The 21147-nt window shown below is 41.1% G+C and carries 24 protein-coding genes and 1 tRNA gene; 5 read left to right on the top strand and 20 right to left on the bottom strand.

The features are described from left to right. Positions 1–138 precede the first annotated feature (138 nt). From gap to rsgA, 11 genes are all read right to left on the bottom strand, one after another. Positions 139–1149, bottom strand: coding sequence for a type I glyceraldehyde-3-phosphate dehydrogenase (gene gap, locus PCY06_RS05740; RefSeq protein WP_045505322.1), 1011 nt, complete (start codon positions 1147–1149; stop codon positions 139–141). Between the two features lie 232 nt (positions 1150–1381). Next, positions 1382–3463 carry an elongation factor G gene (fusA, locus tag PCY06_RS05745; protein ID WP_195916521.1) on the bottom strand — a complete coding sequence of 694 codons (2082 nt, stop codon included), beginning with the start codon at positions 3461–3463 and terminating at the stop codon, positions 1382–1384. Positions 3464–3877: 414 nt separating this feature from the next. Further along, positions 3878–4348, bottom strand: coding sequence for a 30S ribosomal protein S7 (gene rpsG / locus PCY06_RS05750; protein ID WP_011999743.1), 471 nt, complete (start codon positions 4346–4348; stop codon positions 3878–3880). Between the two features lie 19 nt (positions 4349–4367). After that, positions 4368–4781: a 30S ribosomal protein S12 gene (gene rpsL, locus PCY06_RS05755; RefSeq protein WP_008808225.1), complete on the bottom strand. Its 414-nt coding sequence runs from the start codon at positions 4779–4781 to the stop codon at positions 4368–4370. Positions 4782–5025: 244 nt separating this feature from the next. Next, positions 5026–5565: a hypothetical protein gene (locus PCY06_RS05760; protein WP_011999742.1), complete on the bottom strand. Its 540-nt coding sequence runs from the start codon at positions 5563–5565 to the stop codon at positions 5026–5028. Between the two features lie 14 nt (positions 5566–5579). After that, positions 5580–6395, bottom strand: a complete 816-nt coding sequence (gene purR, locus PCY06_RS05765; RefSeq protein ID WP_011999741.1) for a pur operon repressor — start codon at positions 6393–6395, stop codon at positions 5580–5582. Positions 6396–6490: 95 nt separating this feature from the next. Continuing rightward, on the bottom strand, positions 6491–7432 hold the full coding sequence (locus PCY06_RS05770) for a 3'-5' exoribonuclease YhaM family protein (protein WP_011999740.1): 942 nt from the start codon (positions 7430–7432) through the stop codon (positions 6491–6493). Beyond that, positions 7422–8678, bottom strand: a complete 1257-nt coding sequence (locus PCY06_RS05775; protein ID WP_011999739.1) for a DNA recombination protein RmuC — start codon at positions 8676–8678, stop codon at positions 7422–7424. The genes PCY06_RS05770 and PCY06_RS05775 overlap by 11 nt, the downstream gene beginning before the upstream one ends. Position 8679: 1 nt before the next feature. Next, positions 8680–9312 carry a thiamine diphosphokinase gene (locus PCY06_RS05780; RefSeq protein ID WP_041789478.1) on the bottom strand — a complete coding sequence of 211 codons (633 nt, stop codon included), beginning with the start codon at positions 9310–9312 and terminating at the stop codon, positions 8680–8682. Beyond that, on the bottom strand, positions 9305–9964 hold the full coding sequence (rpe, locus tag PCY06_RS05785) for a ribulose-phosphate 3-epimerase (protein WP_011999737.1): 660 nt from the start codon (positions 9962–9964) through the stop codon (positions 9305–9307). The genes PCY06_RS05780 and rpe overlap by 8 nt, the downstream gene beginning before the upstream one ends. A gap of 16 nt (positions 9965–9980) precedes the next feature. Continuing rightward, on the bottom strand, positions 9981–10859 hold the full coding sequence (rsgA, locus tag PCY06_RS05790) for a ribosome small subunit-dependent GTPase A (protein WP_011999736.1): 879 nt from the start codon (positions 10857–10859) through the stop codon (positions 9981–9983). Between the two features lie 345 nt (positions 10860–11204). Between rsgA and PCY06_RS05795 the strand changes: the two genes are divergently transcribed. Further along, positions 11205–12122 (top strand): CPBP family intramembrane glutamic endopeptidase, encoded by a 918-nt coding sequence (locus PCY06_RS05795; RefSeq protein ID WP_061596238.1) that lies wholly within the window; start codon positions 11205–11207, stop codon positions 12120–12122. Positions 12123–12298: 176 nt separating this feature from the next. Further along, positions 12299–12381, top strand: a tRNA-Leu gene (locus tag PCY06_RS05800). Positions 12382–12396: 15 nt separating this feature from the next. Here the strand turns inward: PCY06_RS05800 and PCY06_RS05805 are convergent. From PCY06_RS05805 to PCY06_RS05835, 7 genes are read right to left on the bottom strand one after another with little or no spacing between them, the layout of a single operon-like run. Next, positions 12397–12804 (bottom strand): hypothetical protein, encoded by a 408-nt coding sequence (locus PCY06_RS05805; RefSeq protein ID WP_061596239.1) that lies wholly within the window; start codon positions 12802–12804, stop codon positions 12397–12399. Positions 12805–12859: 55 nt separating this feature from the next. Further along, on the bottom strand, positions 12860–13732 hold the full coding sequence (rsmA, locus tag PCY06_RS05810; RefSeq protein WP_082307265.1) for a 16S rRNA (adenine(1518)-N(6)/adenine(1519)-N(6))-dimethyltransferase RsmA: 873 nt from the start codon (positions 13730–13732) through the stop codon (positions 12860–12862). After that, positions 13729–14064, bottom strand: a complete 336-nt coding sequence (locus PCY06_RS05815) for a hypothetical protein (protein ID WP_060553186.1) — start codon at positions 14062–14064, stop codon at positions 13729–13731. Before PCY06_RS05815 ends, rsmA begins: the two co-directional genes overlap by 4 nt. An 11-nt stretch (positions 14065–14075) precedes the next feature. After that, a complete protein-coding gene (locus PCY06_RS05820; protein ID WP_105165090.1) occupies positions 14076–15491 on the bottom strand; it encodes a hypothetical protein in 1416 nt (471 codons plus the stop codon). Positions 15492–15527: 36 nt separating this feature from the next. Further along, complete coding sequence (locus PCY06_RS05825; protein WP_061596242.1) at positions 15528–16382, bottom strand: SDR family NAD(P)-dependent oxidoreductase; 855 nt, start codon at positions 16380–16382, stop codon at positions 15528–15530. Between the two features lie 11 nt (positions 16383–16393). Continuing rightward, positions 16394–16984 (bottom strand): ribonuclease M5, encoded by a 591-nt coding sequence (gene rnmV / locus PCY06_RS05830; protein ID WP_061596243.1) that lies wholly within the window; start codon positions 16982–16984, stop codon positions 16394–16396. Continuing rightward, complete coding sequence (locus PCY06_RS05835) at positions 16956–17726, bottom strand: TatD family hydrolase (RefSeq protein WP_061596244.1); 771 nt, start codon at positions 17724–17726, stop codon at positions 16956–16958. The genes rnmV and PCY06_RS05835 overlap by 29 nt, the downstream gene beginning before the upstream one ends. Positions 17727–17976: 250 nt before the next feature. On the opposite strand from PCY06_RS05835, the gene PCY06_RS05840 reads away from it, so the two are divergent. Genes PCY06_RS05840 through PCY06_RS05850 form a run of 3 tightly spaced genes read left to right on the top strand, consistent with a single transcriptional unit; the run spans position 17977 to position 20091 of the window. Further along, positions 17977–18453, top strand: a complete 477-nt coding sequence (locus PCY06_RS05840; protein WP_061596246.1) for a DUF2975 domain-containing protein — start codon at positions 17977–17979, stop codon at positions 18451–18453. An 8-nt stretch (positions 18454–18461) separates the two neighbouring features. Beyond that, the gene (locus tag PCY06_RS05845; protein WP_011999725.1) at positions 18462–18680 is read left to right on the top strand and encodes a helix-turn-helix transcriptional regulator; all 219 of its coding nucleotides are present in this window, start codon (positions 18462–18464) and stop codon (positions 18678–18680) included. A gap of 1 nt (position 18681) precedes the next feature. Then, positions 18682–20091, top strand: a complete 1410-nt coding sequence (locus tag PCY06_RS05850) for a DUF4153 domain-containing protein (RefSeq protein WP_061599823.1) — start codon at positions 18682–18684, stop codon at positions 20089–20091. 141 nt (positions 20092–20232) lie between these two features. Here the strand turns inward: PCY06_RS05850 and rpmH are convergent, their stop codons facing one another. Continuing rightward, positions 20233–20367, bottom strand: a complete 135-nt coding sequence (gene rpmH, locus PCY06_RS05855) for a 50S ribosomal protein L34 (RefSeq protein ID WP_000831902.1) — start codon at positions 20365–20367, stop codon at positions 20233–20235. Positions 20368–20506: 139 nt separating this feature from the next. Further along, positions 20507–21139: a hypothetical protein gene (locus PCY06_RS05860; protein ID WP_061596250.1), complete on the bottom strand. Its 633-nt coding sequence runs from the start codon at positions 21137–21139 to the stop codon at positions 20507–20509. Between the last annotated feature and the right edge of the window lie 8 nt (positions 21140–21147).

Below are 21147 nucleotides of genomic sequence, written 5' to 3' on the forward strand. Positions count from 1 at the left end.
GAAAACTTCATTCAAAACCATTCTACCCTTTGCTTACTTTCATTGTCAATCCTTTCTATCTCATCCTATAAATAGGGCTTAAATCTCTAAAAAAAGTACAAAAAAAGAGAGCTAAGCTCTCTTTTTCTATACTATGAATTATTTAGCGATTTTCGCGAAGTATTCAAGAGTACGTACAAGTTGTGCAGTGTATGACATTTCGTTGTCGTACCATGATACAACTTTAACCAATTGTTTACCGTCAACGTCAAGAACTTTAGTTTGAGTTGCGTCAAACAATGAACCGTAAGACATACCTACAACGTCTGAAGAAACGATTGGATCTTCAGTGTAACCGTATGATTCGTTAGCAACAGCTTTCATAGCTGCATTTACTTCATCAACAGTAACGTTCTTTTCAAGAACAACTACCAATTCAGTTACTGATCCAGTTGGAGTAGGAACGCGTTGTGCAGCTCCGTCCAATTTACCGTTCAATTCAGGGATAACCAAACCGATTGCTTTAGCAGCACCAGTTGAGTTAGGAACGATGTTAGCAGCACCAGCGCGTGCACGACGAAGGTCACCTTTACGGTGTGGACCGTCAAGGATCATTTGGTCACCAGTGTAAGCGTGGATAGTAGTCATCAATCCTTCAACAACACCGAAGTTATCTTGAAGAGCTTTAGCCATTGGAGCCAAGCAGTTTGTAGTACATGAAGCACCTGAGATAACTGTTTCAGTACCATCAAGAATATCGTGGTTAGTGTTAAATACGACTGTTTTAACATCTGATCCACCAGGAGCAGTGATAACAACTTTCTTAGCACCACCAGCATGCAAGTGTTTTTCAGCAGCTGCTTTAGTAGCAAAGAAACCAGTTGCTTCAAGAACGATTTCTACACCGTCGTTAGCCCAGTCAATGTTTTCTGGGTCACGTTCAGCAGAAACTTTAACGAATTTACCGTTAACTTCGAATCCACCTTCTTTTACTTCAACAGTACCGTCGAAACGACCTTGAGTTGTGTCATATTTCAACAGATGTGCAAGCATTACAGGATCTGTAAGGTCGTTGATGCGAGTAACTTCAACACCTTCTACGTTTTGGATACGACGGAATGCAAGACGACCGATACGACCGAAACCGTTAATACCAACTTTAACTACCATTCGTGATTTCCTCCTTATGAAAATCAATAAATATTTTATGTGAAAAGAGTAACTTGAGTTGCTACAAATCACTTTTCAACATTATTATTATATACCTATTTGATATAAAATGCAACTGATTTCATCATTGTAAGAGAAACTTGTTCATTCTTTCAAATCTTTTTCAAGGATATTTTCAGATAGCTTTTTTGAGAGAAAAAAAGCACCCTTAGAGGGTGCTCAGGCAGAGCTATTATGCTTCACCTTTATGTTTTTTGATAATTTCTTCTTGTACTGACTTAGGTACATCTTCGTAGTGGTCAAATACCATCATGAAAGTACCACGTCCTTGTGATGCAGAACGAAGAACTGTTGCATAACCGAACATTTCAGCAAGTGGTACATAGGCACGAACGATTTGGCTGTTACCATGTGCTTCCATACCATCAACGCGTCCACGACGAGCTGTTACGTGACCCATAACGTCACCAAGGTTTTCTTCAGGAACAGTGATTGTTACCAACATCATTGGCTCAAGGATAGCTGGTTGTGCAGTCTTAGCAGCTTCTTTCAATGCAAGTGAAGCCGCAACCTTGAAGGCTGTTTCAGATGAGTCGACATCGTGATATGAACCATCGTAAAGTTTAGCTTTCACGTCAACGATTGGGTAACCAGCAAGGACACCATTAGCCATTGACTCAATCAAACCTTTTTCTACAGCTGGAATGAATTCACGTGGAACCACACCACCGACGATAGCATTTTCAAACTCGAATCCTTTACCTTCTTCATTTGGAGTAAATTCAATCCAAACGTCACCGAATTGACCTTTACCACCAGATTGGCGTTTGAAGAATCCACGAGCTTGAGTAGGGGCGCGGAAAGTTTCACGGTAAGATACTTGAGGAGCACCTACGTTTGCTTCAACCTTGAACTCACGACGCATACGGTCAACAAGGACATCCAAGTGAAGCTCACCCATACCAGAGATAACTGTTTCACCAGTTTCAACGTTTGTTTCAACACGGAAAGTTGGATCTTCTTCAGCCAATTTTTGAAGGGCAATACCCATCTTGTCTTGGTCAGCCTTAGACTTAGGCTCAACCATCAATTGGATAACTGGTTCTGGAACGTTGATAGACTCAAGGATGATTTTAGCTTTTTCATCTGTCAATGAGTCACCAGTAGTAGTATCTTTCAAACCTACGGCAGCAGCGATATCACCAGAATATACTGTTTCAATTTCTTGACGACTGTTAGCGTGCATTTGAAGGATACGTCCGATACGTTCACGTTTACCTTTAGAAGTGTTCAATACGTAAGAACCTGATTGAAGAACACCTGAGTATACACGGAAGAATGTCAAACGACCTACGAATGGGTCAGTCATGATCTTGAAGGCAAGAGCTGCAAATGGCTCTTCATCAGATGCTGGACGAGTTTCTTCTTCATCTGTATCTGGGTTGATACCTTTGATTGCTGGGATATCAAGTGGGCTTGGCAAGTAATCGATAACTGCATCAAGCATCAATTGAACACCCTTGTTCTTGAAGGCTGAACCACACAATACTGGGAAGAACTCAACATTGATAGTTGCTTTACGGATACCAGCTTTCAATTCTTCGTTAGTGATTTCTTCACCTTCAAGGTATTTCATCATCAAGTCTTCATCAGTTTCCGCAACTGCTTCCACCAATTTTTCACGGTATTCTTGTGCTTGTTCAAGGTATTCAGCAGGAATATCTTCTTCCAAAATATCTGTACCAAGGTCGTTAGTATAGATTTCAGCTTTCATCTTGATCAAGTCAATGATACCACGGAAGTCATCCTCAGCACCGATTGGCAATTGAATTGGGTGAGAGTTTGCTTGAAGACGGTCATGAAGAGTGCTTACTGAGTAAAGGAAGTCAGCACCGATTTTGTCCATTTTGTTAGCAAATACAATACGAGGAACTCCGTATTCAGTAGCTTGGCGCCAAACTGTTTCTGTTTGAGGCTCAACACCTGATTGTGAGTCAAGAACGGTAACCGCACCATCCAATACACGAAGAGAACGTTGTACTTCGATTGTGAAGTCCACGTGTCCTGGTGTGTCGATGATGTTTACGCGGTGGTTGTTCCATTGAGCTGTTGTCGCAGCAGATGTGATTGTGATACCACGTTCTTGCTCTTGCTCCATCCAGTCCATTTGTGACGCACCTTCGTGAGTTTCACCGATTTTGTGAATTTTACCAGTGTAGTAAAGGATACGCTCAGTTGTAGTTGTTTTACCAGCATCGACGTGAGCCATGATACCGATATTACGTGTTTTTTCAAGTGAAAATTCGCGTGCCATGAGGTTATTTTCTCCTATTAATTTATTTTACAGTTTATTATAACATTATTTAGCAAAAACGGATAGGCAGGACCTACCCGTTCTCAATGTTTATCTGATTTTGTTGGTTTCAACTTGTAGATAAGTTGAATTGTAACTAAGAGCTGACCAAGCTCAATTGAACTCGGGCTAAAGTTACTTAGCTGATTTGAGCCGGAACGGGATGCTGTGTGAAAAAGATAAACTTCCTTGTATTCGTCGAATACTGCGTCAGGTTCCTATTTTTACCTTGCATCCTTACCGTTCCTAGCATCATGATCTAGTTGAGCTCAAGCTAAAAGTCTGGAGAAAAAGATGAATCTCATTGGTTGCAATCGCAACCTGCTTCGATTCCCTATTTTCTCTGTGACTTTCTTAATGCTTTCGCATCCTATATTACCAACGGAAGTGTGCGAAGGCACGGTTGGCTTCAGCCATACGGTGAGTATCTTCGCGTTTCTTAACAGCTGCACCAGTGTTGTTAGCAGCATCCATGATTTCTTTTGCAAGACGGTCTTGCATTGTGTGTTCACCACGAAGGCGAGCGATTGTTACCAACCAACGAAGTCCCAATGTTGTACGACGTTCTGGACGAACTTCAACCGGTACTTGGTAGTTAGATCCACCAACACGGCGAGCACGTACTTCAAGAACAGGCATGATGTTTTCCATCGCTGTTTCAAATACTTCAAGTGCATCAGTTCCAGTAGCTTCTTTGATTTGCTCGAATGCTCCATATACAATAGAAGTGGCTGTACCACGTTTACCATCAAGCATAACGCGGTTGATAAGACGAGTAACTAATTTTGAATTGTAAAGCGGATCTGGCAATACTTCGCGCTTAGGCGCACGGTTTTTACGACTCATTTCTCTTTATCCCCTTTCCTTATGCTTTTGGTTTTTTAGTACCGTATTTAGAACGGCCTTGTTTACGATCAGTAACACCTGCTGTATCAAGCGCACCACGAACGATATGGTAACGTACCCCTGGAAGGTCTTTTACACGTCCACCACGAAGAAGCACAACACTGTGCTCTTGCAAGTTGTGTCCGATACCTGGGATATAAGCAGTTACTTCGATCAAGTTACTCAAACGTACACGAGCAAATTTACGAAGGGCAGAGTTAGGTTTTTTAGGTGTCATAGTTCCGACACGAGTCGCTACACCACGTTTTTGAGGTGCACTTTCGTTAGTTGGAACACGTTTCAAACTATTGTAACCAACGTTCAATGCTGGTGATTTAGATTTTTCTACTTTTGATTTACGCGGTTTGCGAACCAATTGGTTAATTGTAGGCATCTACATTCTCCTGTATTTTTTTAATTTTGGTGATGGTACACTTGGTGACAGCTACCATCTGTGTGTACTTTTGCAACATTTGTCAGCACGTCTCTGTACACTTTTGAGAGACCAAAAGTAAAAAGTACCGTCTATCATTATAACACGAGCCAGTTGGCGAGTCAATAGGTTTCTTCATTTTTTGCCCTTTTTACTTTGTGAATCATGAACCAATACAAATAAGAGAAGCTCTTAGGAACTTCTCTTATTGTGTAGTTGTGTTGGCAGAAGGAGCTTCTTCATTTTGTACTTGAGTATCAACTGTTGAAGATACTGCTGGAGTTTGGATTGTCGGTGATTGATAGACCGGTTGCTGTTGAATTTGTGGTTGCACAGAATTTGCAGCTCGGTTTGCAGCTATGGTATCTTTAACTGCCTGAATCCTATCCTGCAACTTAGCCTTAGCATCTAGATCCTTCACCTTGTCAACTGCTGCCTGTGCAAGTGACACGTTTTCTTCGGTCTGCTCGGCTTCTAATTCCTTCACAAGAGCTTCTGCATTAGCAAGATTTTGTGTATCTGAATTTTTCGTTTTATCCTGATTAGAAGAAGTCTTTTCATTAGATGAATCAACTTTGGAACTGGACGTACGACTGTATGTAGCAACTGTTGAGGACTGGTGGCTTGTTTTGTAGTTAGGCTTTATAAAGAATAAGCCAGTAATTAAAATCGCTATTAATAGTAACAAAACTCCTATCCGAACCCAAATTGGAATTCGGTCAAATTTCTCAAAAATACTTCTCATAATCCTTTTCCTGCTTATTTATCAAAAATATTTCCGACTTCAACATCGATTTTATTTTCTTTTACATCAATATTTGTCACTTTCAATAAAGATTTATAAGACAGATGTTCTCTCTTTTCCTGGGCGTTATCCGCAAAAACAGCTACACCTGCTAACTCCGATTCGAATTCAGCAAGCAAGCTAATCATCCCATTGATTGTACCGCCTCCCTTAAGGAAGTCGTCCACTATCAAAACTCGGCTACCTGCTTTCAAGCTACGCTTTGATAAAAACATCTTTTCAATCCGATCGCTGGAACCAGAAACATAGTTAACGCTGACGGTTGAGCCTTCTGTAATCTTTAAATCACGACGGACAATCACAAAAGGAACATTTAATGTATTGGCCACGGCATTAGCAAGAGGAACTCCTTTAGTAGCTACTGTCATGACTGCATCGATTTTTTGATCGCGAAAAGCTTTAGCGATAATCCGTCCAATACTATTTAAAATAGATGGAGTGCTCAAGAGATCAGATAGGTAGATATAGCCACCTGGTAAAATGCGGTTACTTTCTGACAATTGATCTCGCAACCCTTCCACAATTTCTTTAGACTCTCTATCAGAAATAGAAGGGGTAAAGATGACTCCTCCTCCCGCACCAGTAATTGTTTCAATAGATCCAATCTCAATTTCTTCAAAAGCGCGTTTGATGATGACAATATCTTCTGAAATAGAGGATTTAGCTGATTCATACTTTTCAGCAAAAGTATTCAGACTAGTCAGTTCATAAGGGTGGTTTAAAAGATAGTTTGAAATTACCACCATTCTGTCACTTCTTCTTAGTTTCATATTTTCACCGTTCTTGTTATTTTTCTTCATTATAACATACTCTATCAAAAAAACGAACATTATTTCAAATATAATGCTCGTTTTTCGTTTTTTCTTTAGTCTAAATTGGGTTTATAGAAGGAACGATTGTCCATAGCAAAAATGCGACTGGTCATTTCACCTTCTCCTACCTTAGCTAAGGCACCTGTCATCATCATCATTTCCGCATCCAAGTTATCAATCATATGAATGATCTCCGCCTCCATAATCCTTGGACGAACAGGACTTCCGTACTCTAACAAGCCATGATGGCTCAAGATAACATGACGTAAAACAATCACATCTTCCTTACTGTCGTCGATTTTCAATTCTAGAAGAACTTTTGTGATTTCTTCGTCAATTAAAGCAATATGGCCGATTAGGTTGCCACGAACTGTGTATTCAGTGTCATCGGGGCCACTTAGTTCGATTACTTTTGCTAAATCGTGCAACATAATTCCAGCAAAGATCAAACTCTTGTTGAGCTGAGGGTAAATATCTCCAATCGCATCAGCCAAGCGAACCATAGTCGCCGTGTGAAAGGCTAAGCCTGATTCAAAAGCGTGATGATTGGTCTTGGCCGCAGGATAGGAATAAAATTCCTTGTCATACTTACCGTATAGAGCTCGAACAACACGTTGCCAAACCGGATTTTCAATCTTGAAAATCATCTGAGCCAAATAATCTCGTAAATCCTTCGGATCCACTGGAGGTTTTTCTTTAAAATCAGCTGGATCGTTAGGCTCACCTGCTCTAGGAAGACGTAAAACCAACTGATTAACCTGAGGAGTATTGTTGTAGACTTCTCGGCGTCCTTGCATATGGACAACTTTCCCAGCTGTATATTCGGCTACGTTATGGGGCTGGGCATCCCAGAGTTTCCCTTCGATCTCTCCGCTATCATCTTGAAAAGTAAAGGCGATATAATCCTTTCCTGCCCTCGTCTGTCGAACTTCGGCTGATTTAATCAAGTAAAACCCTTCAAAAAATTCATCTTTTTTCATTTGGTTAATTTTCATGATCTTCCCTTTCTTCTGGCACATCAAGCAGGTCTATATGCAAATCGTCATCTGACAATTCAATCTGGCGTAAAGTTCGCTCAATGGCATTTGTTCTGCGTGTCAGCAAATCATCAATATTTCCCGAAGCGTGCTGCAAATGCTTCTGCGCCTTAACCAGGATACCTGCGAATTTATTAAATTCCAACTTGACACTTCCCAAAACCTTGCTGATGTCATCCGCACTCTTTTGAATGTTAAGAGTTTTAAATCCAACAGATAGTGAGTTGAGCAGGGCTGATAAAGTCGATGGGCCAGCCACCACAATCTGCTCTTCTCTGCGAAGGTTGTCAAAGAATTCTGGATTGCGGACAACTTCTGAATAGAGACCCTCTGTCGGTAAAAACATAATCCCAAAGTTAGTTGTAGCGGGTGGTGCTAAATACTTGCTACGAATGTCTTTTGCAAAGCGTTTAACACTATTTAGCAGGGCCTTGCGATAGAGTTCAATTTCTTCTTTATTACCAGATTCATAAGCGTCTTCCAGGCGATAGTAATCAGCCAAGGGGAATTTCGAATCAATCGGTAGATAAACATAGTCTTGATCAGTTTGCCCAGGCAACTTGACTGCATACTCAACTCTTTCACTAGAGCCTGAAACAGTAGCAAACTCCCGCTCGTACTGACTTGGAGTCAAGATATCTTCGATAATCTGACCCAGCTGTAACTCGCCCATAATACCACGAGTTTTAGTATTTGAAAGGACCTTATTAAGGGTTCCAACATCGCGCGCAATATGCTGCATTTCACCTAGACCACGGTTGACTGATTCCAATTGCTTAGAAACAGACTCGAAAGAGGTTTGAAGGCGAGTCTGAAGAGTCTTTTCCAATTTTTCTTCTACTGTCTGCCTCATTTGCTCTAGACGTAATTCATTAGACTCTTGAATCTGTTTCATGCGTTCATCTGTCTTATCGCGATTCTTTGTCAAATTATCACTGATTTCTGCCCGTAAATCTGTCAAATCCCGATGCAAACTTGTGTGTAGAGAACTAAAACGATCTCCCAAGCCTATCTCTAGATTTTTTTGTTGAAGCAAGGAATTTTGTCTTTCCTGCTCCAAACGATAATCAAGCTGATCTGATAAATGGTCAGCCTGCGCTTCCAAAATTTCTTGAACATCCTTCTTTTGCTGTGTTTGGCTCTGCCAAAGCAAGAAAGTCAAAAGAAGATTGGCTACCAGCAAAATGATGATAAGTATCTCCATCTTAATTCCTATCTTTACTATACATAATCACCACATACCCAGAATCAAAAGACAGGGAAATGGGCCTACCTATAAATTCGTTAGAAGCATAGACTTTTTTAAAGAAAAAGTTTTTTTCATTTAAAGGATACTTGGCTCCTTCAATGGTCAAGGCAATATCCTGTGTTGGCATAAAGGCAACATAGGCCATTCCTTCTACAGGATCGATTAAATGTTTGCCTGCTGGTCGATAGGTAAGCAGGTTTTGTTCATCTTGCAAAGCAAGCCGCTCCATATAAGGAGCAATCTTTGGATTGCTGGGAAGAAAAACATTGGCTAGAGTATGATCGATTCGGCCTCCAAAAGCAGCAAAAATAGTAACATTTGCGTTCGGATAGTGCTCAAAAGCAGCTGTGACAGCCAACTCAAGATCTGTATCATCTTTTTCAGGCTGGGCGCATAAGACCTCTTTAGCTTGCTTTTGAATGAGCTCAAATTCCTGCTGGGATACAGAATCGAAATCTCCCACCGCCAAATCTGGAGTAACCCCCTGCTCTATCAAGTAGAGGCTACCTCTATCCACACCGATCCATACGTCAGCATCTGAGGGTAATTCTTCTAATTGACCTCCAGCAACTAGGACAACCTTAGTCATGTAATGCTTCCCGCAAGGTTTGAACTTGATGGTCGACATCGCCTTTAAAGACATAGCTACCTGCTACAAAGACGTTAGCGCCAGCTGCTTTGGCTTTCTTGATGGTTTGATTGTCAATACCACCATCAACCTCGATATCAAATTGTAAATGTTCTTGTTCCCGAAGGCTCGCTAACTCACTCACTTTAACCAAGGTCTCAGGTAGAAAGGCTTGTCCGCCAAAACCAGGATTCACAGTCATCACCAAGACTTGGTCTACCAAGCCTAAGACATGCTTAATCGCTTGAACCGGAGTGCCCGGATTGATTACAACACCTGCTTTTACTCCTGCGGCACGGATTTGTTGGAGAGCACCATGGATATGAGGAGTTGCTTCTACGTGGATTGTGATAATATCTGCTCCAGCACGAACGAATTCCTCAATGTGCTTTTCAGGATTTGTAACCATCAGATGACAGTCAAACACTAATTTGCTATGCGGACGCATACTAGCTACAACACCCGCTCCAAAGGTGATATTGGGCACAAAGTGGCCGTCCATCACGTCGATATGAGCATAGTCTGCTCCAGCTGCTTCTAGTCTTTTCAATTCACTTTCAAAATTAGCGTAATCAGCGCTTAAGATAGATGGTGCAATTTTAAATTGTGTCATAGTTTTCTCCTTTTTCCTATTTAGGTATTTTCTTAGCTGTTTTTTTATAGGTTTCTCTTCGATTTTCAATCTCACTGAGAAATTGCAGATAATTGTCAAAGCGAAAAGCTGCTATCTGACCACTTTCAACCGCTGGCTTGACTGCACAATTTGGTTCATGGGTATGGGTACAAGTACGAAACTTACAGAATTTGCTAAAGTCAGCAATCTCAGGAAAAGCTTGATTGAGATCTTCAGCCGTACTCACCTCGTAATCCAGTGAAGAAAAACCTGGCGTATCGGCAATCTTCCCTCCGTTTAGATTGTAAAAGCTGACAGCCCGTGTCGTATGACGGCCTCGGCCTAGACTTTCAGAAATCTCTCCTGTTTCGAGCTGCAGATCTGGGGCAATCTTATTGAGAAGAGTTGATTTTCCAACTCCTGTTTGTCCCATAAAAACAGTTATTTTATCCGCTAGAAGAGGCAACAATTCCTCAACGCTTTGGACCGCATCGTAGCCAATTGTTCGATAGACTTGTAAGAATTCATCTAGCTCATTTTCGCGTTCCAGCAAATCCAGTTTACTAATATAGAGAATCGGATGAATCCCTTTATGTTCCAAGAGAACCAAGAAACGATCCAGGAGGTTTGGATTAAAATCTGGCTCCTTCGCACTCATGATAACAACTGCCTGGTCAATATTCACAATCGGAGGACGCACAAGACTGTTTTTGCGCTCTGCTATTTTTAAAATATAACCTTCTGAGTCCTTTTCTGCTGAAAATTCAACCTCGTCGCCAACGTAGGGTGTCTGTCCTTTTTTCCGAAAATTTCCTCTAGCTCTGGTTTGATAAATTTGCCCAGCTGACTCTACATAATAGAAACCAGCTAAGGCTTTAATGATTTTACCTTGCAAGATTACTCCTTAAAAGTTAGTAAACCCATTATAACAAAAAATGTTTGATTTAGCTTACATGTTTACTAAGAAAGCCACAAATTCTTTAGTTGTAAGATTTTCTGTGTAAATGAGGACAGGGTGTTGTGAACGCTTTCTAAAAGTTTTATAATAGAGAGGTAAATAACAAACATCTATATGCCTCGTGTGAGGAATGGGACAAGTACAATTAGAAGGGAAGGTGACAATCACAAGGCACTTGTCCATCTGGTTACTACTGGAATTCCAGTGAAGCAGAAACTTCTTCATCAAGAAGCAAGTCTCTAACTTCTTTAATGGTTCATGCTAGCTATAAGGAGGTTATTTATGAGCCTTTCATTTCTCTCAAAGAGCAACCCGCTCATTTCCAATGTCAAAAAAGGGAAGTTTTTGACTCCTTGGTTTTTAGCTCCCTTCATCCTTTATTATATTACCCAATATATGTCTCCGATTAGTAGGGCTTCAACTAACTTTTTCTTAGACAAGCAAAATTGGATTCCTGACTGGTGGAATATTTTGGACCTTTGGTCCTTCCTCTACACCATTATCGCCTTCTTCCTTTGGGTCAAATTCATTGAAAAACGACCAATACGAACCATGGGATTCTCTAGAGGAAATGGCCTTCCCGAATTCGCTAAAGGTGTGTTGGTGGGTGCCATCATGATTACGACCGTCTTAATCGTCTTCTTCATTACAGGAGATGCTAAGTTTGACCGGATCCAATTTAGTCTGCCTTTTCTCGTTTCTTGGATATTAGTTCTCATTGGCTATATATTCCAAACAGCTGCAGAAGAGATTTACATTCGCGGATGGTTGATTCCCATTATTTGCTATCATAAAAACACCTACTTAGCCATTTTGATTGCTTCTACCATGTTCTCTTATTTCCATTTGGATAACAATGGTGCTTCTTGGCTCTCAACTTTCCACCTATTCGTTTTTGGCCTTTTCACAGCCGTTTACGCTCTGAAGCGCGGAAATATCTGGGGACCTTGTGGCTTCCACTTCGCTTGGAACTTCATCATGGGTAACGTTTATGGTTTCCATGTCAGTGGATTTGACAGCGAGTCTTCCTTGATGTACTTTACAACTTCCAATCGTACACTTATCACAGGTGGACAATTCGGACCTGAGGGAGGAGTTCCTGGCTTGGTTGTCTTCATTTTAGCTCTCTTATGGGCTATCTTCATCTTGAAAGATACATCCAAAGAACAAGAAACCCTCTATCCGCAAATTGTAGAATAAATAATAAAAAAATAGCAAGCGAGGGTAGAGAAAGATTCTTCAACTTTTATTTGCGATTCATCATAACTAGAGGCTGGAATAAGAATTTCCAGCCTCATTTGCTTCTATGGATGGCACTGTCTAATCTGGCTATTTTTTCTTGGATTTTTTAAAAAATATGTTATAATAGAGAACAAGCGGAGGTGGTGGAACGGCAGACACGCATGCTTCAGGCGCATGTGCCCGTACGGGTGTGAGGGTTCAAATCCCTTCCTCCGCATCAAAAGCAATCCTATCAATCATGATAGGATTTTTTCTTATTATGGAGAAGAAGGCTACTGCATAGAAAAGCTAGAAAGGTCAGGCCTCCAGTTAAATATTTCTCTAATGGACTCGCACTGATAAAGAAATTGAAAACCGTAGCCAAAAATAGAAACACAGTTCCAACTAAAATGACTTTCCTCAAAACTGAAGACCTCAAGCCACTTTTCAACCAACCACCAAAAGCTAGATAACTAAAACTAAAGAAAGCCCACAATGAGAACAGCAGGAAGTTAACCGGCCGCAACCATAAAGGAAATACTATATAAGCGCCACCAAAGACCAAACGTCCCAGAGGCAGACCTAGCATCAGCAGGAAATGGAGTAACGACTGCGAAAACCAGAGTAGTCCAGAAAACAAAGACAGAAATTTCACTTTCATATGCACCTCATGAATAAAATAGAAGACCGGCTACCAGAGAGCAGATCTTCTTTTTTTATAACCCCTCGGACTTTAAAGCGTCACTCAAGCGAGCAAATGCTGCCAAGTCTAGCGCTTCTCCTCGAACATTGGCCACAAGATCGGCTTTTTCTAAAGCTCTTTCAAGCTTGGTCTTGACTTCTTCAGACTTACCGAAATAACTAGTCAGATTATTCCAGAGAGTTTTTCTGCGATGAACAAAGCTGGCCTTGGAAACCTTGAAAAAGAATTTCTCGTCCTGGACTTCAACTGCAGGTTGCTCTCTTCGCACCATCTTGAGAATCGCCGAATCCACATTTGGTGCTGGCACAAAGACTGTCCTCGGTACGATAAAGGCTACCTTGGCCGTCATGTAATACTGGACCGCAATTGACAAACTACCATAGGCCTTGGTATTCGGCTGAGCCGAAATCCGATCTGCTACTTCTTTTTGCATCATAACAACAAACTCACTAAAAGGAATTCCGCTCTCAATCAAGTGCATAAGAATCGGCGTCGTGATATAGTAGGGCAGATTTGCCACTACCTTGATAGGCAGGTCTGGATTTTTAAACTCTGCTATGTACTGGGCCAAATCAACCTTGAGAATATCCTGATTGATCACTGTTACATTGTCAAAATCGCGCAAAGTATCCGCTAAAATCGGCACCAACCGATCATCTATCTCAAAGGCCATGACTTCCGCAGCATTTTCCGCCAAAAACTCCGTCAAAGCCCCAATACCAGGACCAATTTCGATGACATTGACCTTTTTGTCAATCTCAGCAGTATCCACAATCTTCTGGAGGATGTTGGTATCAGTCAGGAAATTCTGACCGAAAGATTTTTTAAAGGTGAAACCGTGACGCTCCAGAATGGCACGGGTCACACTATAATCTGCAATTCTCATCTATTCTCTTTTCTTTTTAAATAATTTTCAGGTGTAGAATGGTAAATTAGCTCAAATCGGCTATCACCATTTGCCTCTTCAATTATTGTCTTTAACAAGGCATCTGATTGAAGCATCTCTTTTGTTTTTGTAAAGTAGGCTCCCTGTTCCCCATTGATATTGCGAAGTTCCCATGCAACATCATTTCCTTGAACAAGAGGGAGATAACGATCTTCTTCAAGAAAAGCAAAGAAAGCTCCTACCGTCATTTCTTCAGGCACTTCATATTCTGTCTTATGTGGAACAGTGTCATCTCCTGCACTAACAGAGACTCTGTCAACTATGATCTTCATATTTACCTCTTCTACTGCTTTGGAGCATCATTTAGCTCGGCACTTAGTTTTTCCATTTCTTTGAAAGAATCTTGACTGATATAACATCCTGCTTTTAGATACTCTGTCCCATTGACAATGTAGTCAAACATAGCAATCATATTTCCTGCCGGCTCAATCATACCGTCCCACTCTTCATCAAAAACCATCCGCAGACGTTTCCAGTCTGTAAAGAGAGAGATAGCTTGTCGGCTATCTTTTCCTTCTCGAACTAGTAAATCTAGACTAGCCCCTTTTTCTAACATTACTTCCTTAGCCTTATCACTCGCTTCAGGGAAGTTCTCCCCTCTTCGCACCGGAATGAGGAATTTAGCCTTAGGCACTGCCTTTGATAGGAAGCCATAATAAAGCCTGTCTACCAGCTGTTTGTCTTCAGTGTCAGGCTTGCCTAGCTGTCCAAGTAAAAGTAACCATCTCACTACATCAGGATTCATGACAGGCACCTGGATCTCAGGTAGATTTGAAAAATCAGGTTTTTCTACCAAGTTTTGAGCCTTGATGCACACATCATCTGAATTCATGATAATTCCTAGCGCACCATTAAGGTAAAAAGCGGAACCCAAGAAGTTTTTAATAGCTTCCTTGTCCTCTGTATTTTCAATCCGTCTCACTTGGGTATTTGGCTGACTGTCAAATGTTTCTTTGTAATGATGGTACCAACGAGAAGTTGAGAGGTGAATCAAAGGATCTGTACACAGGTAGCCATCATCCCCTCTGTCATATGTCTTTGAAAACATATAGGGCTCTCCTGTTAATTGCGAATAAATCACATAGACCTCATCTGCTTCAAGCAACTTATCTCTGACAACTTCCTCAAGGTGGGCAATTTTAGCCAGATTTTTTTGATATTCTTCTTCACTCCCATTTTGTCGATTCTCTCTACAATCCCATAAGAACAAACGCAAAATTTCAACACTATCTTCTAAACTAGCTCGCAGATAGTCTTCATTACTCATATCCCCATTCTGCATTTCCACAAAAGATGTATAAAGGGCATCTGTATAACTAGATAAAAGCTGGCGCTCATCTATCTTGGACGTATAGAGAACACTCCCCTTTTTAAGTCGACCTGCGACCTCAGATGCAGCTACAACAATATGGGCAAGGGGCTCGTCTGTCAAGAAGTTAGAATCTTCTTTTCCATTGCTTAATTTTTCAACCGTCAGCTCGCCAAAAGACTCAAAGCTTTCGCCAGGATTGCATACTTGCAGACGGTCGCCTAACTTTAAGTTTCCTTTCAATCGGCCCAAGATCAACAACTGATCGGACTTCCCAAGTGCAAAGAAGTCAAACACTCCCAAGCAAGCACTTGTCTCGATTTTCTCTTTTACAACTTCTGTTGCAGATTCTATTTTTTCTTTTTTCTTCCCAAAATTAAACCAAGCCAATGCTACTTCTCCTTATGGACTTTATTTTCTAACTCTTTATTCATTGTCCTTTACGCAGGTCATTTGCTCAAGCAAAGTGCAAAGTTTTTTCTGCTCTTCTTCCTTGTAAGCAAATGCGTTAGCCTTTACTTCTCTGCATTTCTCGTCATACAAAAAGCCCTCATAACCATCTTCTGTAGATAAGGCTGTATAGACTTTGGCCATTTCTTCAGGACTAATCGAAAATTTTGACTTAATTTTATACAGATTTTTCATAAAAGCGCTGAGGTGATCATAGCGGTTCATATCTACTTTGACATTGGTCACACGGATTGCCTGCACCTTGATGTCTTTCCAATGTTTCCGCATATAAAGCGACAGCATCAATAAGGCCAACTTATTCTGATAATAGGTCTTAGCAGGGCTGTAATGTTTTTGACCGAATAAATTTTCAAAATCAAGCTTCATGAAAGGATAAAGCACTAGCCCTTGGGAAGAAATATTAATAATCCGACCACTTTCTGACTTTTCCAACAAGCCCTTCAACAAGGTAGAAAGTAAAAAGGGAGCAACCACATTGGTCGAAAACTGCTTTTCTAATCCATCTTTGGTAAGAATCGGCTTTTTGACCGATAAATCAAAATCGGCTGCATTGTTAATTAAAACATCTAAAGCATCTTCTTTTTGGATATACTGTTCTGCCGCTCTCTTGATACTCTCCAAATCAGATAAATCAGCCAAGATATAATCTACGTGTCCATTCCCTGTCTTTTGACGAATTTCCTCACAGGCTTGCTCAGCAGCTTCTTTTCGCCGGCAAAATAGAGTCACTGACCACCCCTTTTCAGCCAACTGTTTAGCAGCCTGGTAGCCAATGCCACTATTGCCACCTGTAATAATTACTTTTTTCATTCCTTACTCCGTTAGACTGAATATTTACGCATAGCTTCTTCCACTTCCGCCAAGGTCACCCCAAACAACTCCAAGCGTTTGAGGAGCTGCTTACCGTTAGAATAGCCAATACGAAGTTCTTCTCCCAGATACTCTCGACGCTGACGGCTGTCGCTTCCCATAAGCAAACCTAGTCGCACAAGATCGCTTTTGGTGATGTCAAAATTATCCTCATCATCGAAATATCCGACTAGACCAGCCAATGCCTGTTGTAAGTCCTCAAATGAAGCGTGCTCGACTCCGAGCGACCGACCTTTGTTCTTAGACTTAGGAGTCGCCTCATCTCGACGGAGAAAGGCATGCTGAGCAGTTGGCACAGCCTCCATAATTATTCGACGAATGCGCTCACCATTGTAGTCTGGATCGGTAAAGACAATAACCCCACGTAGCTGGTGCAGCTTCTCAATCCGCTCTAGGTCTTCTTCATTGATAGCGGAACCTCTCGTCTCGTAAGTGTCAACTTGGTAAAATCGTTGCAGATTGGCTGTATCATCCTTGCCCTCAACGACAATCACCTGAGGGATTTTTATCTTCTCAGTCAAGCCCAAACACCTTCTTTGCATTATCATAGGTCGCCTGCGCTACTTCTTCGACAGTAAGCCCACGCAGCTCAGAAATTTTCTCTACCACATAGCGGGTATAGGCTGTTTTATTTTCTCGACCACGTTTGGGAACAGGCGCCAAGTAAGGCGCATCAGTCTCGACGAGGATTTTGTTCAAAGGCAGGCTCTGCGCAGCCTCCTGAATATCTGTCGCTTTCTTAAAGGTCACAACTCCAGAAAAGGAAATCATCATTCCTAGCTCGATAAAGCGCTCTGCCATTTCCAAAGAACCCGAATAAGAGTGCATGATGCCGCCTCTAGAGCCGACAGCCTCACTCTTGATAATCTCATAGGTGTCATCCAATGCGTCACGTGTGTGAACGACAAAGGGCAGGTTCAGCTCTTTAGAGAGCTGGATTTGTCGGCGAAACACCCGCTCCTGAACATCCTTTGGCGCTGTCATCCAGTGATAATCCAGCCCAATCTCGCCCAGAGCCACCACCTTGGGGTGACGAAGCTTATCCAGCAGATAAGCTTCCACCGCCTCATCATAAGTCCCAGCCTCAGTCGGATGCCAGCCAATCGTAGCATAAAGCTGATCATAGTTGTCCGCTAACTCCAAGGCGCGCTCAATGGTCGGCCGATCAAAACCGACAATATTGTGTGCAACAACACTCATTTCTTTGGCTAATTGAAGCTCCTCTGCCTCTCGACCATCAAATTCTTCCACATTTAAATGCGTGTGTGTATCAAAAATCTTCATGGTTTACTTCCTTGTATTTCCTGTCCTTTATTATACCAAAAATGACCTAAAAAATCAGAAGTCTCTTCAAAGCAGAAAAATAAGATAGCTGCAATTCAACAGCTATCCTAATTTGACTTCAAAACTTCTAAACTTGCAGCTTCTGATCTTTAATCGATAACTTTTTATTATTTTTCGATAGAATCTTATTGATTATCGATAATTTTTGTGTTATAGTTACTAAGAACTAAAATATTTGTCGGAGGATATTATGACCAACAAAACAAAAAAGACTGCTGAAGATTGGAGCATCACTCTTACAAAAATCAGCATTAGCCTTTTATTTATTGCTTCTACTATCTTAATCTTCCTAGGTCCTTGGATTGTAAATCTTATTATCGTCTTTCCTTCCCCTCTCGTTCAAGGAGAGGTTCGCTTCTGGATCTTACTTTTACTAGGTTACGCCTTAGGAGGACTGGCTTTGACCTGCATTGTCCATCTTTACCGGCTCCTTCATCATATCGGGCAGGACCAAGTTTTCATTCAACAAAATGTTCAATATCTCCGATATTTGGGCTGGGAAGTTGGAATTGTTGCTCTTATCTCACTTTTCATGGGACTGACAGTCTATCTACCTATGCTCCTGGTGACCGTTTCTTGCAGTATTTTGACCTTAATTATCCGTGTCATTCGCAATGCTTTTGGCAAGGCTATTGAACTGCAAGATCAAGTAGACTATACAATTTAGGAGGGCATATGATTCAGATAAATTTAGACCTTGTCATGGCACAAAAGCGTATCAGTGCCGGTCGCTTGGCTGAGCTGATTGATTTAACACCAGCCAATCTATCCATTTTGAAAAATAATCGAGCCAAAGCAGTTCGCTTTTCAACTCTCAATGCACTTTGCCGAGAATTGGAATGCCAACCCGGCGATATATTAGAATATATTCCAGATAAAGAAGAGGAGGCATAAAATGGAAAGAACTTTACAAGAACAGATAGAAGAGCACGACTATCAGCTAGACGATCTAGATGATCTAGAAGAACAGACGATCTTCAGCCCTTTAGATGACGCCCAAATAAAAATCTTTAAAATTGGAACTATTGTTTTCTACCTGGTAGCTTATTTTTACACTGCGATCCTGGTACAGCTTAAAACTATTTACTCTCTCCCAGTCACAATCGGTCTTTTACTTTCGACTGAGTTTCTAATCAAAAAATTACATACAACCTCTATCCCATTAAAAGAAGGCGCCAAAAAATTAGAGACGAGAGTTTTTTTCACTCTGACCATTGCTCAAGCCATGGCTTTAAGTATTTGGGGGGCACATCAGCAACTAGATTTTTTCCAATTTTTAGCTATCCACCTTTCTTTTGTCTTCTATGTTCTGTCCCGAACAGGTTGGCTAAGTCAGGGGCGCTTAGGGATTATGGTTTGGTTTGATATGGTTCAAGCTTTCTACACTCTGCCCTTTAAAAATTTTATGGCTTCTTGCATCGTCTTTCTTCACGAGGAGGAAAACTCTGAAGAGACAAATGATGGCTATTCAAAGAACTTCCAACATTTTGTCATTCTAATAGGTAGTCTTTTAGCTTCAGGAGTCCTGGTTTACTTTGTTTGGACTCAGCTAAGTCAGGTCTCAGGTAATTTTGCAAATCTCTTCCTACAATTGTCCGATTTTAGTCAGGCCTTCTTTGACTCACTTTTTTCCAAGATTGATATAGCTACTATACTGGCACAGCTATTTCTTGCCATTCCAGTCAGTCTCTACTTATATGGACTCATTGTGGGTAGCTTGCTCAGCGAAAGAACGTCTACTTTTAACTACCAAGTATTCCAAGAAAAAGTTCAGCCACTAAGGGCTATCCCTAACTTTGCAGCATATATTGTCATTGGAAGCTTACTTTTAACCTATATCCTTTTTTTCACAACTGGTCTAAGCGAGCTAGGAAATCTTCTGAGCGCTGGAACTGTTACAGAAGCCATTTCTCCCCAAAGTGCGTCTTCCATTGCAGTCACTGGGTTCTGGCAACTTGTTAGAGTTTCTCTTCTTAATTTTGCTGTTTTAGGAGCTTTTTATCTCATCTCTAAAAAACCGCTCTGGGATCAGATAGGTACACGATTAGCAACCACTCTGCTCTTTATATTTGCCACCTTGCTGACCTTACTTGCAGGATGGAAATTATTTGGTGTCTATATTTACCTTTATGGACCAACTCCTCTACGGTTACTTTCCGGCTGGTTTGTCCTCGTCTTATTGGTTTGGTGTTTGCTCATCTTGATTCGACTGTATAAACCTATCCAAGCTATTCGCATCGGTATTCTTTATGCTATGATTAGTTTCACCATACTTTGCTATCTATATCCTTTTTTACTGAAGTGATAAGCTAATTTAAATATAAAAGACCAGAACGATTTTATCTTCGATCTGGTCTTATTTTTATTTATAAACTCTTCATCAGCACAATAGAAAAAACCAGTGGTCTCGAGTTTCCACTGATTTTTCTTGTTATAATCGTTTTGATTAAGCAGCCAAAACTTTGCGTCCTTTACGACGACGAGCTGCAAGTACGCGACGACCGTTTTTAGTAGACATACGATTACGGAAACCGTGTTTACGCGCGCGACGGATTTTACTTGGTTGATAAGTACGTTTCACGATGAATACCTCCTCTTAGATTCTTGTATTCGTTTAGCCGGCTAGTTGTGATCAGTTACTAAACATACTTTACTATTCTATATGATTCTAAGCCTTTTGTCAATAGTTCCAGAAAATAAGTTTCCTTTTGAGAACGTAATCATAGAGGCCTTGTTGCTTCATAAAATGGAATCAGGGCAGTCATTGCTTCTTGTAAATTAGACAAGACTTCTTCTCTAGAATTAGCCCCAGATAGATTAACATCGTATTTGGCTAAAACCTTGCGAACATGGCCTTCTTGGACTTGTTTCATAAGTAACCTGCGATTATCTTCTGTGCCTTCAAAGCGCTGACTCACACCATCTATCTGAGCAAAATAATAAATGGGCCTATCAATTGGTACTTGCAAGATCCGATTTTGCTTAGAGAGACTATAGTCGTCTTTCTTACGCTCCATGAAGCTAACTTCGAGCGATACCCCAAAATCATCTGCACTTCCATACAAACGCAGAGCGAACATGGGTTCCGTTATCTCCCCATACCCTCTCACATAATTCCAAAAATGGGGTCGCAGGATTTGGGCTTGGTTCATCCATTGGCTGGCTCGCTCCAAGCTTAAATTCGGATATAAAGCCTGAAAATCTTTGACTAGATCTATAAACTCTTTACGAGCATCCTGGCCCTTAGCTCTCAGATCCAGCATGACCTCACGAAGGTCTCCTGCTTTTTCTGGAGCAATATACTTGGTTCCTTGATAAGGAAGATAAGCTTTTATTGCTGGGAAAAGTGACATAACATCTC

Source organism: Streptococcus sp. SG1 (genome assembly GCF_030439935.1).
Taxonomy (GTDB): Bacteria; Bacillota; Bacilli; order Lactobacillales; family Streptococcaceae; genus Streptococcus; species Streptococcus gordonii.

Excerpts from the sequence above, each read along its gene's own strand:
- rpsG (WP_011999743.1), bottom strand. The coding sequence starts at position 4,348 with ATGAGTCGTAAAAACCGTGCGCCTAAGCGCGAAGTATTGCCAGATCCG.
- PCY06_RS05840 (WP_061596246.1), top strand. The coding sequence starts at position 17,977 with ATGACCAACAAAACAAAAAAGACTGCTGAAGATTGGAGCATCACTCTT.
- PCY06_RS05805 (WP_061596239.1), bottom strand. The coding sequence starts at position 12,804 with ATGAAAGTGAAATTTCTGTCTTTGTTTTCTGGACTACTCTGGTTTTCG.
- PCY06_RS05815 (WP_060553186.1), bottom strand. The coding sequence starts at position 14,064 with ATGAAGATCATAGTTGACAGAGTCTCTGTTAGTGCAGGAGATGACACT.
- rpe (WP_011999737.1), bottom strand. The coding sequence starts at position 9,964 with ATGACACAATTTAAAATTGCACCATCTATCTTAAGCGCTGATTACGCT.
- PCY06_RS05760 (WP_011999742.1), bottom strand. The coding sequence starts at position 5,565 with ATGAGAAGTATTTTTGAGAAATTTGACCGAATTCCAATTTGGGTTCGG.
- rsmA (WP_082307265.1), bottom strand. The coding sequence starts at position 13,732 with ATGAGAATTGCAGATTATAGTGTGACCCGTGCCATTCTGGAGCGTCAC.
- PCY06_RS05775 (WP_011999739.1), bottom strand. The coding sequence starts at position 8,678 with ATGGAGATACTTATCATCATTTTGCTGGTAGCCAATCTTCTTTTGACT.
- fusA (WP_195916521.1), bottom strand. The coding sequence starts at position 3,463 with ATGGCACGCGAATTTTCACTTGAAAAAACACGTAATATCGGTATCATG.
- PCY06_RS05825 (WP_061596242.1), bottom strand. The coding sequence starts at position 16,382 with ATGAAAAAAGTAATTATTACAGGTGGCAATAGTGGCATTGGCTACCAG.
- rnmV (WP_061596243.1), bottom strand. The coding sequence starts at position 16,984 with ATGCAAAGAAGGTGTTTGGGCTTGACTGAGAAGATAAAAATCCCTCAG.
- PCY06_RS05795 (WP_061596238.1), top strand. The coding sequence starts at position 11,205 with ATGAGCCTTTCATTTCTCTCAAAGAGCAACCCGCTCATTTCCAATGTC.
- PCY06_RS05860 (WP_061596250.1), bottom strand. The coding sequence starts at position 21,139 with ATGTCACTTTTCCCAGCAATAAAAGCTTATCTTCCTTATCAAGGAACC.
- PCY06_RS05845 (WP_011999725.1), top strand. The coding sequence starts at position 18,462 with ATGATTCAGATAAATTTAGACCTTGTCATGGCACAAAAGCGTATCAGT.
- PCY06_RS05850 (WP_061599823.1), top strand. The coding sequence starts at position 18,682 with ATGGAAAGAACTTTACAAGAACAGATAGAAGAGCACGACTATCAGCTA.
- PCY06_RS05835 (WP_061596244.1), bottom strand. The coding sequence starts at position 17,726 with ATGAAGATTTTTGATACACACACGCATTTAAATGTGGAAGAATTTGAT.
- purR (WP_011999741.1), bottom strand. The coding sequence starts at position 6,395 with ATGAAACTAAGAAGAAGTGACAGAATGGTGGTAATTTCAAACTATCTT.
- rpsL (WP_008808225.1), bottom strand. The coding sequence starts at position 4,781 with ATGCCTACAATTAACCAATTGGTTCGCAAACCGCGTAAATCAAAAGTA.
- gap (WP_045505322.1), bottom strand. The coding sequence starts at position 1,149 with ATGGTAGTTAAAGTTGGTATTAACGGTTTCGGTCGTATCGGTCGTCTT.
- PCY06_RS05770 (WP_011999740.1), bottom strand. The coding sequence starts at position 7,432 with ATGAAAATTAACCAAATGAAAAAAGATGAATTTTTTGAAGGGTTTTAC.
- PCY06_RS05780 (WP_041789478.1), bottom strand. The coding sequence starts at position 9,312 with ATGACTAAGGTTGTCCTAGTTGCTGGAGGTCAATTAGAAGAATTACCC.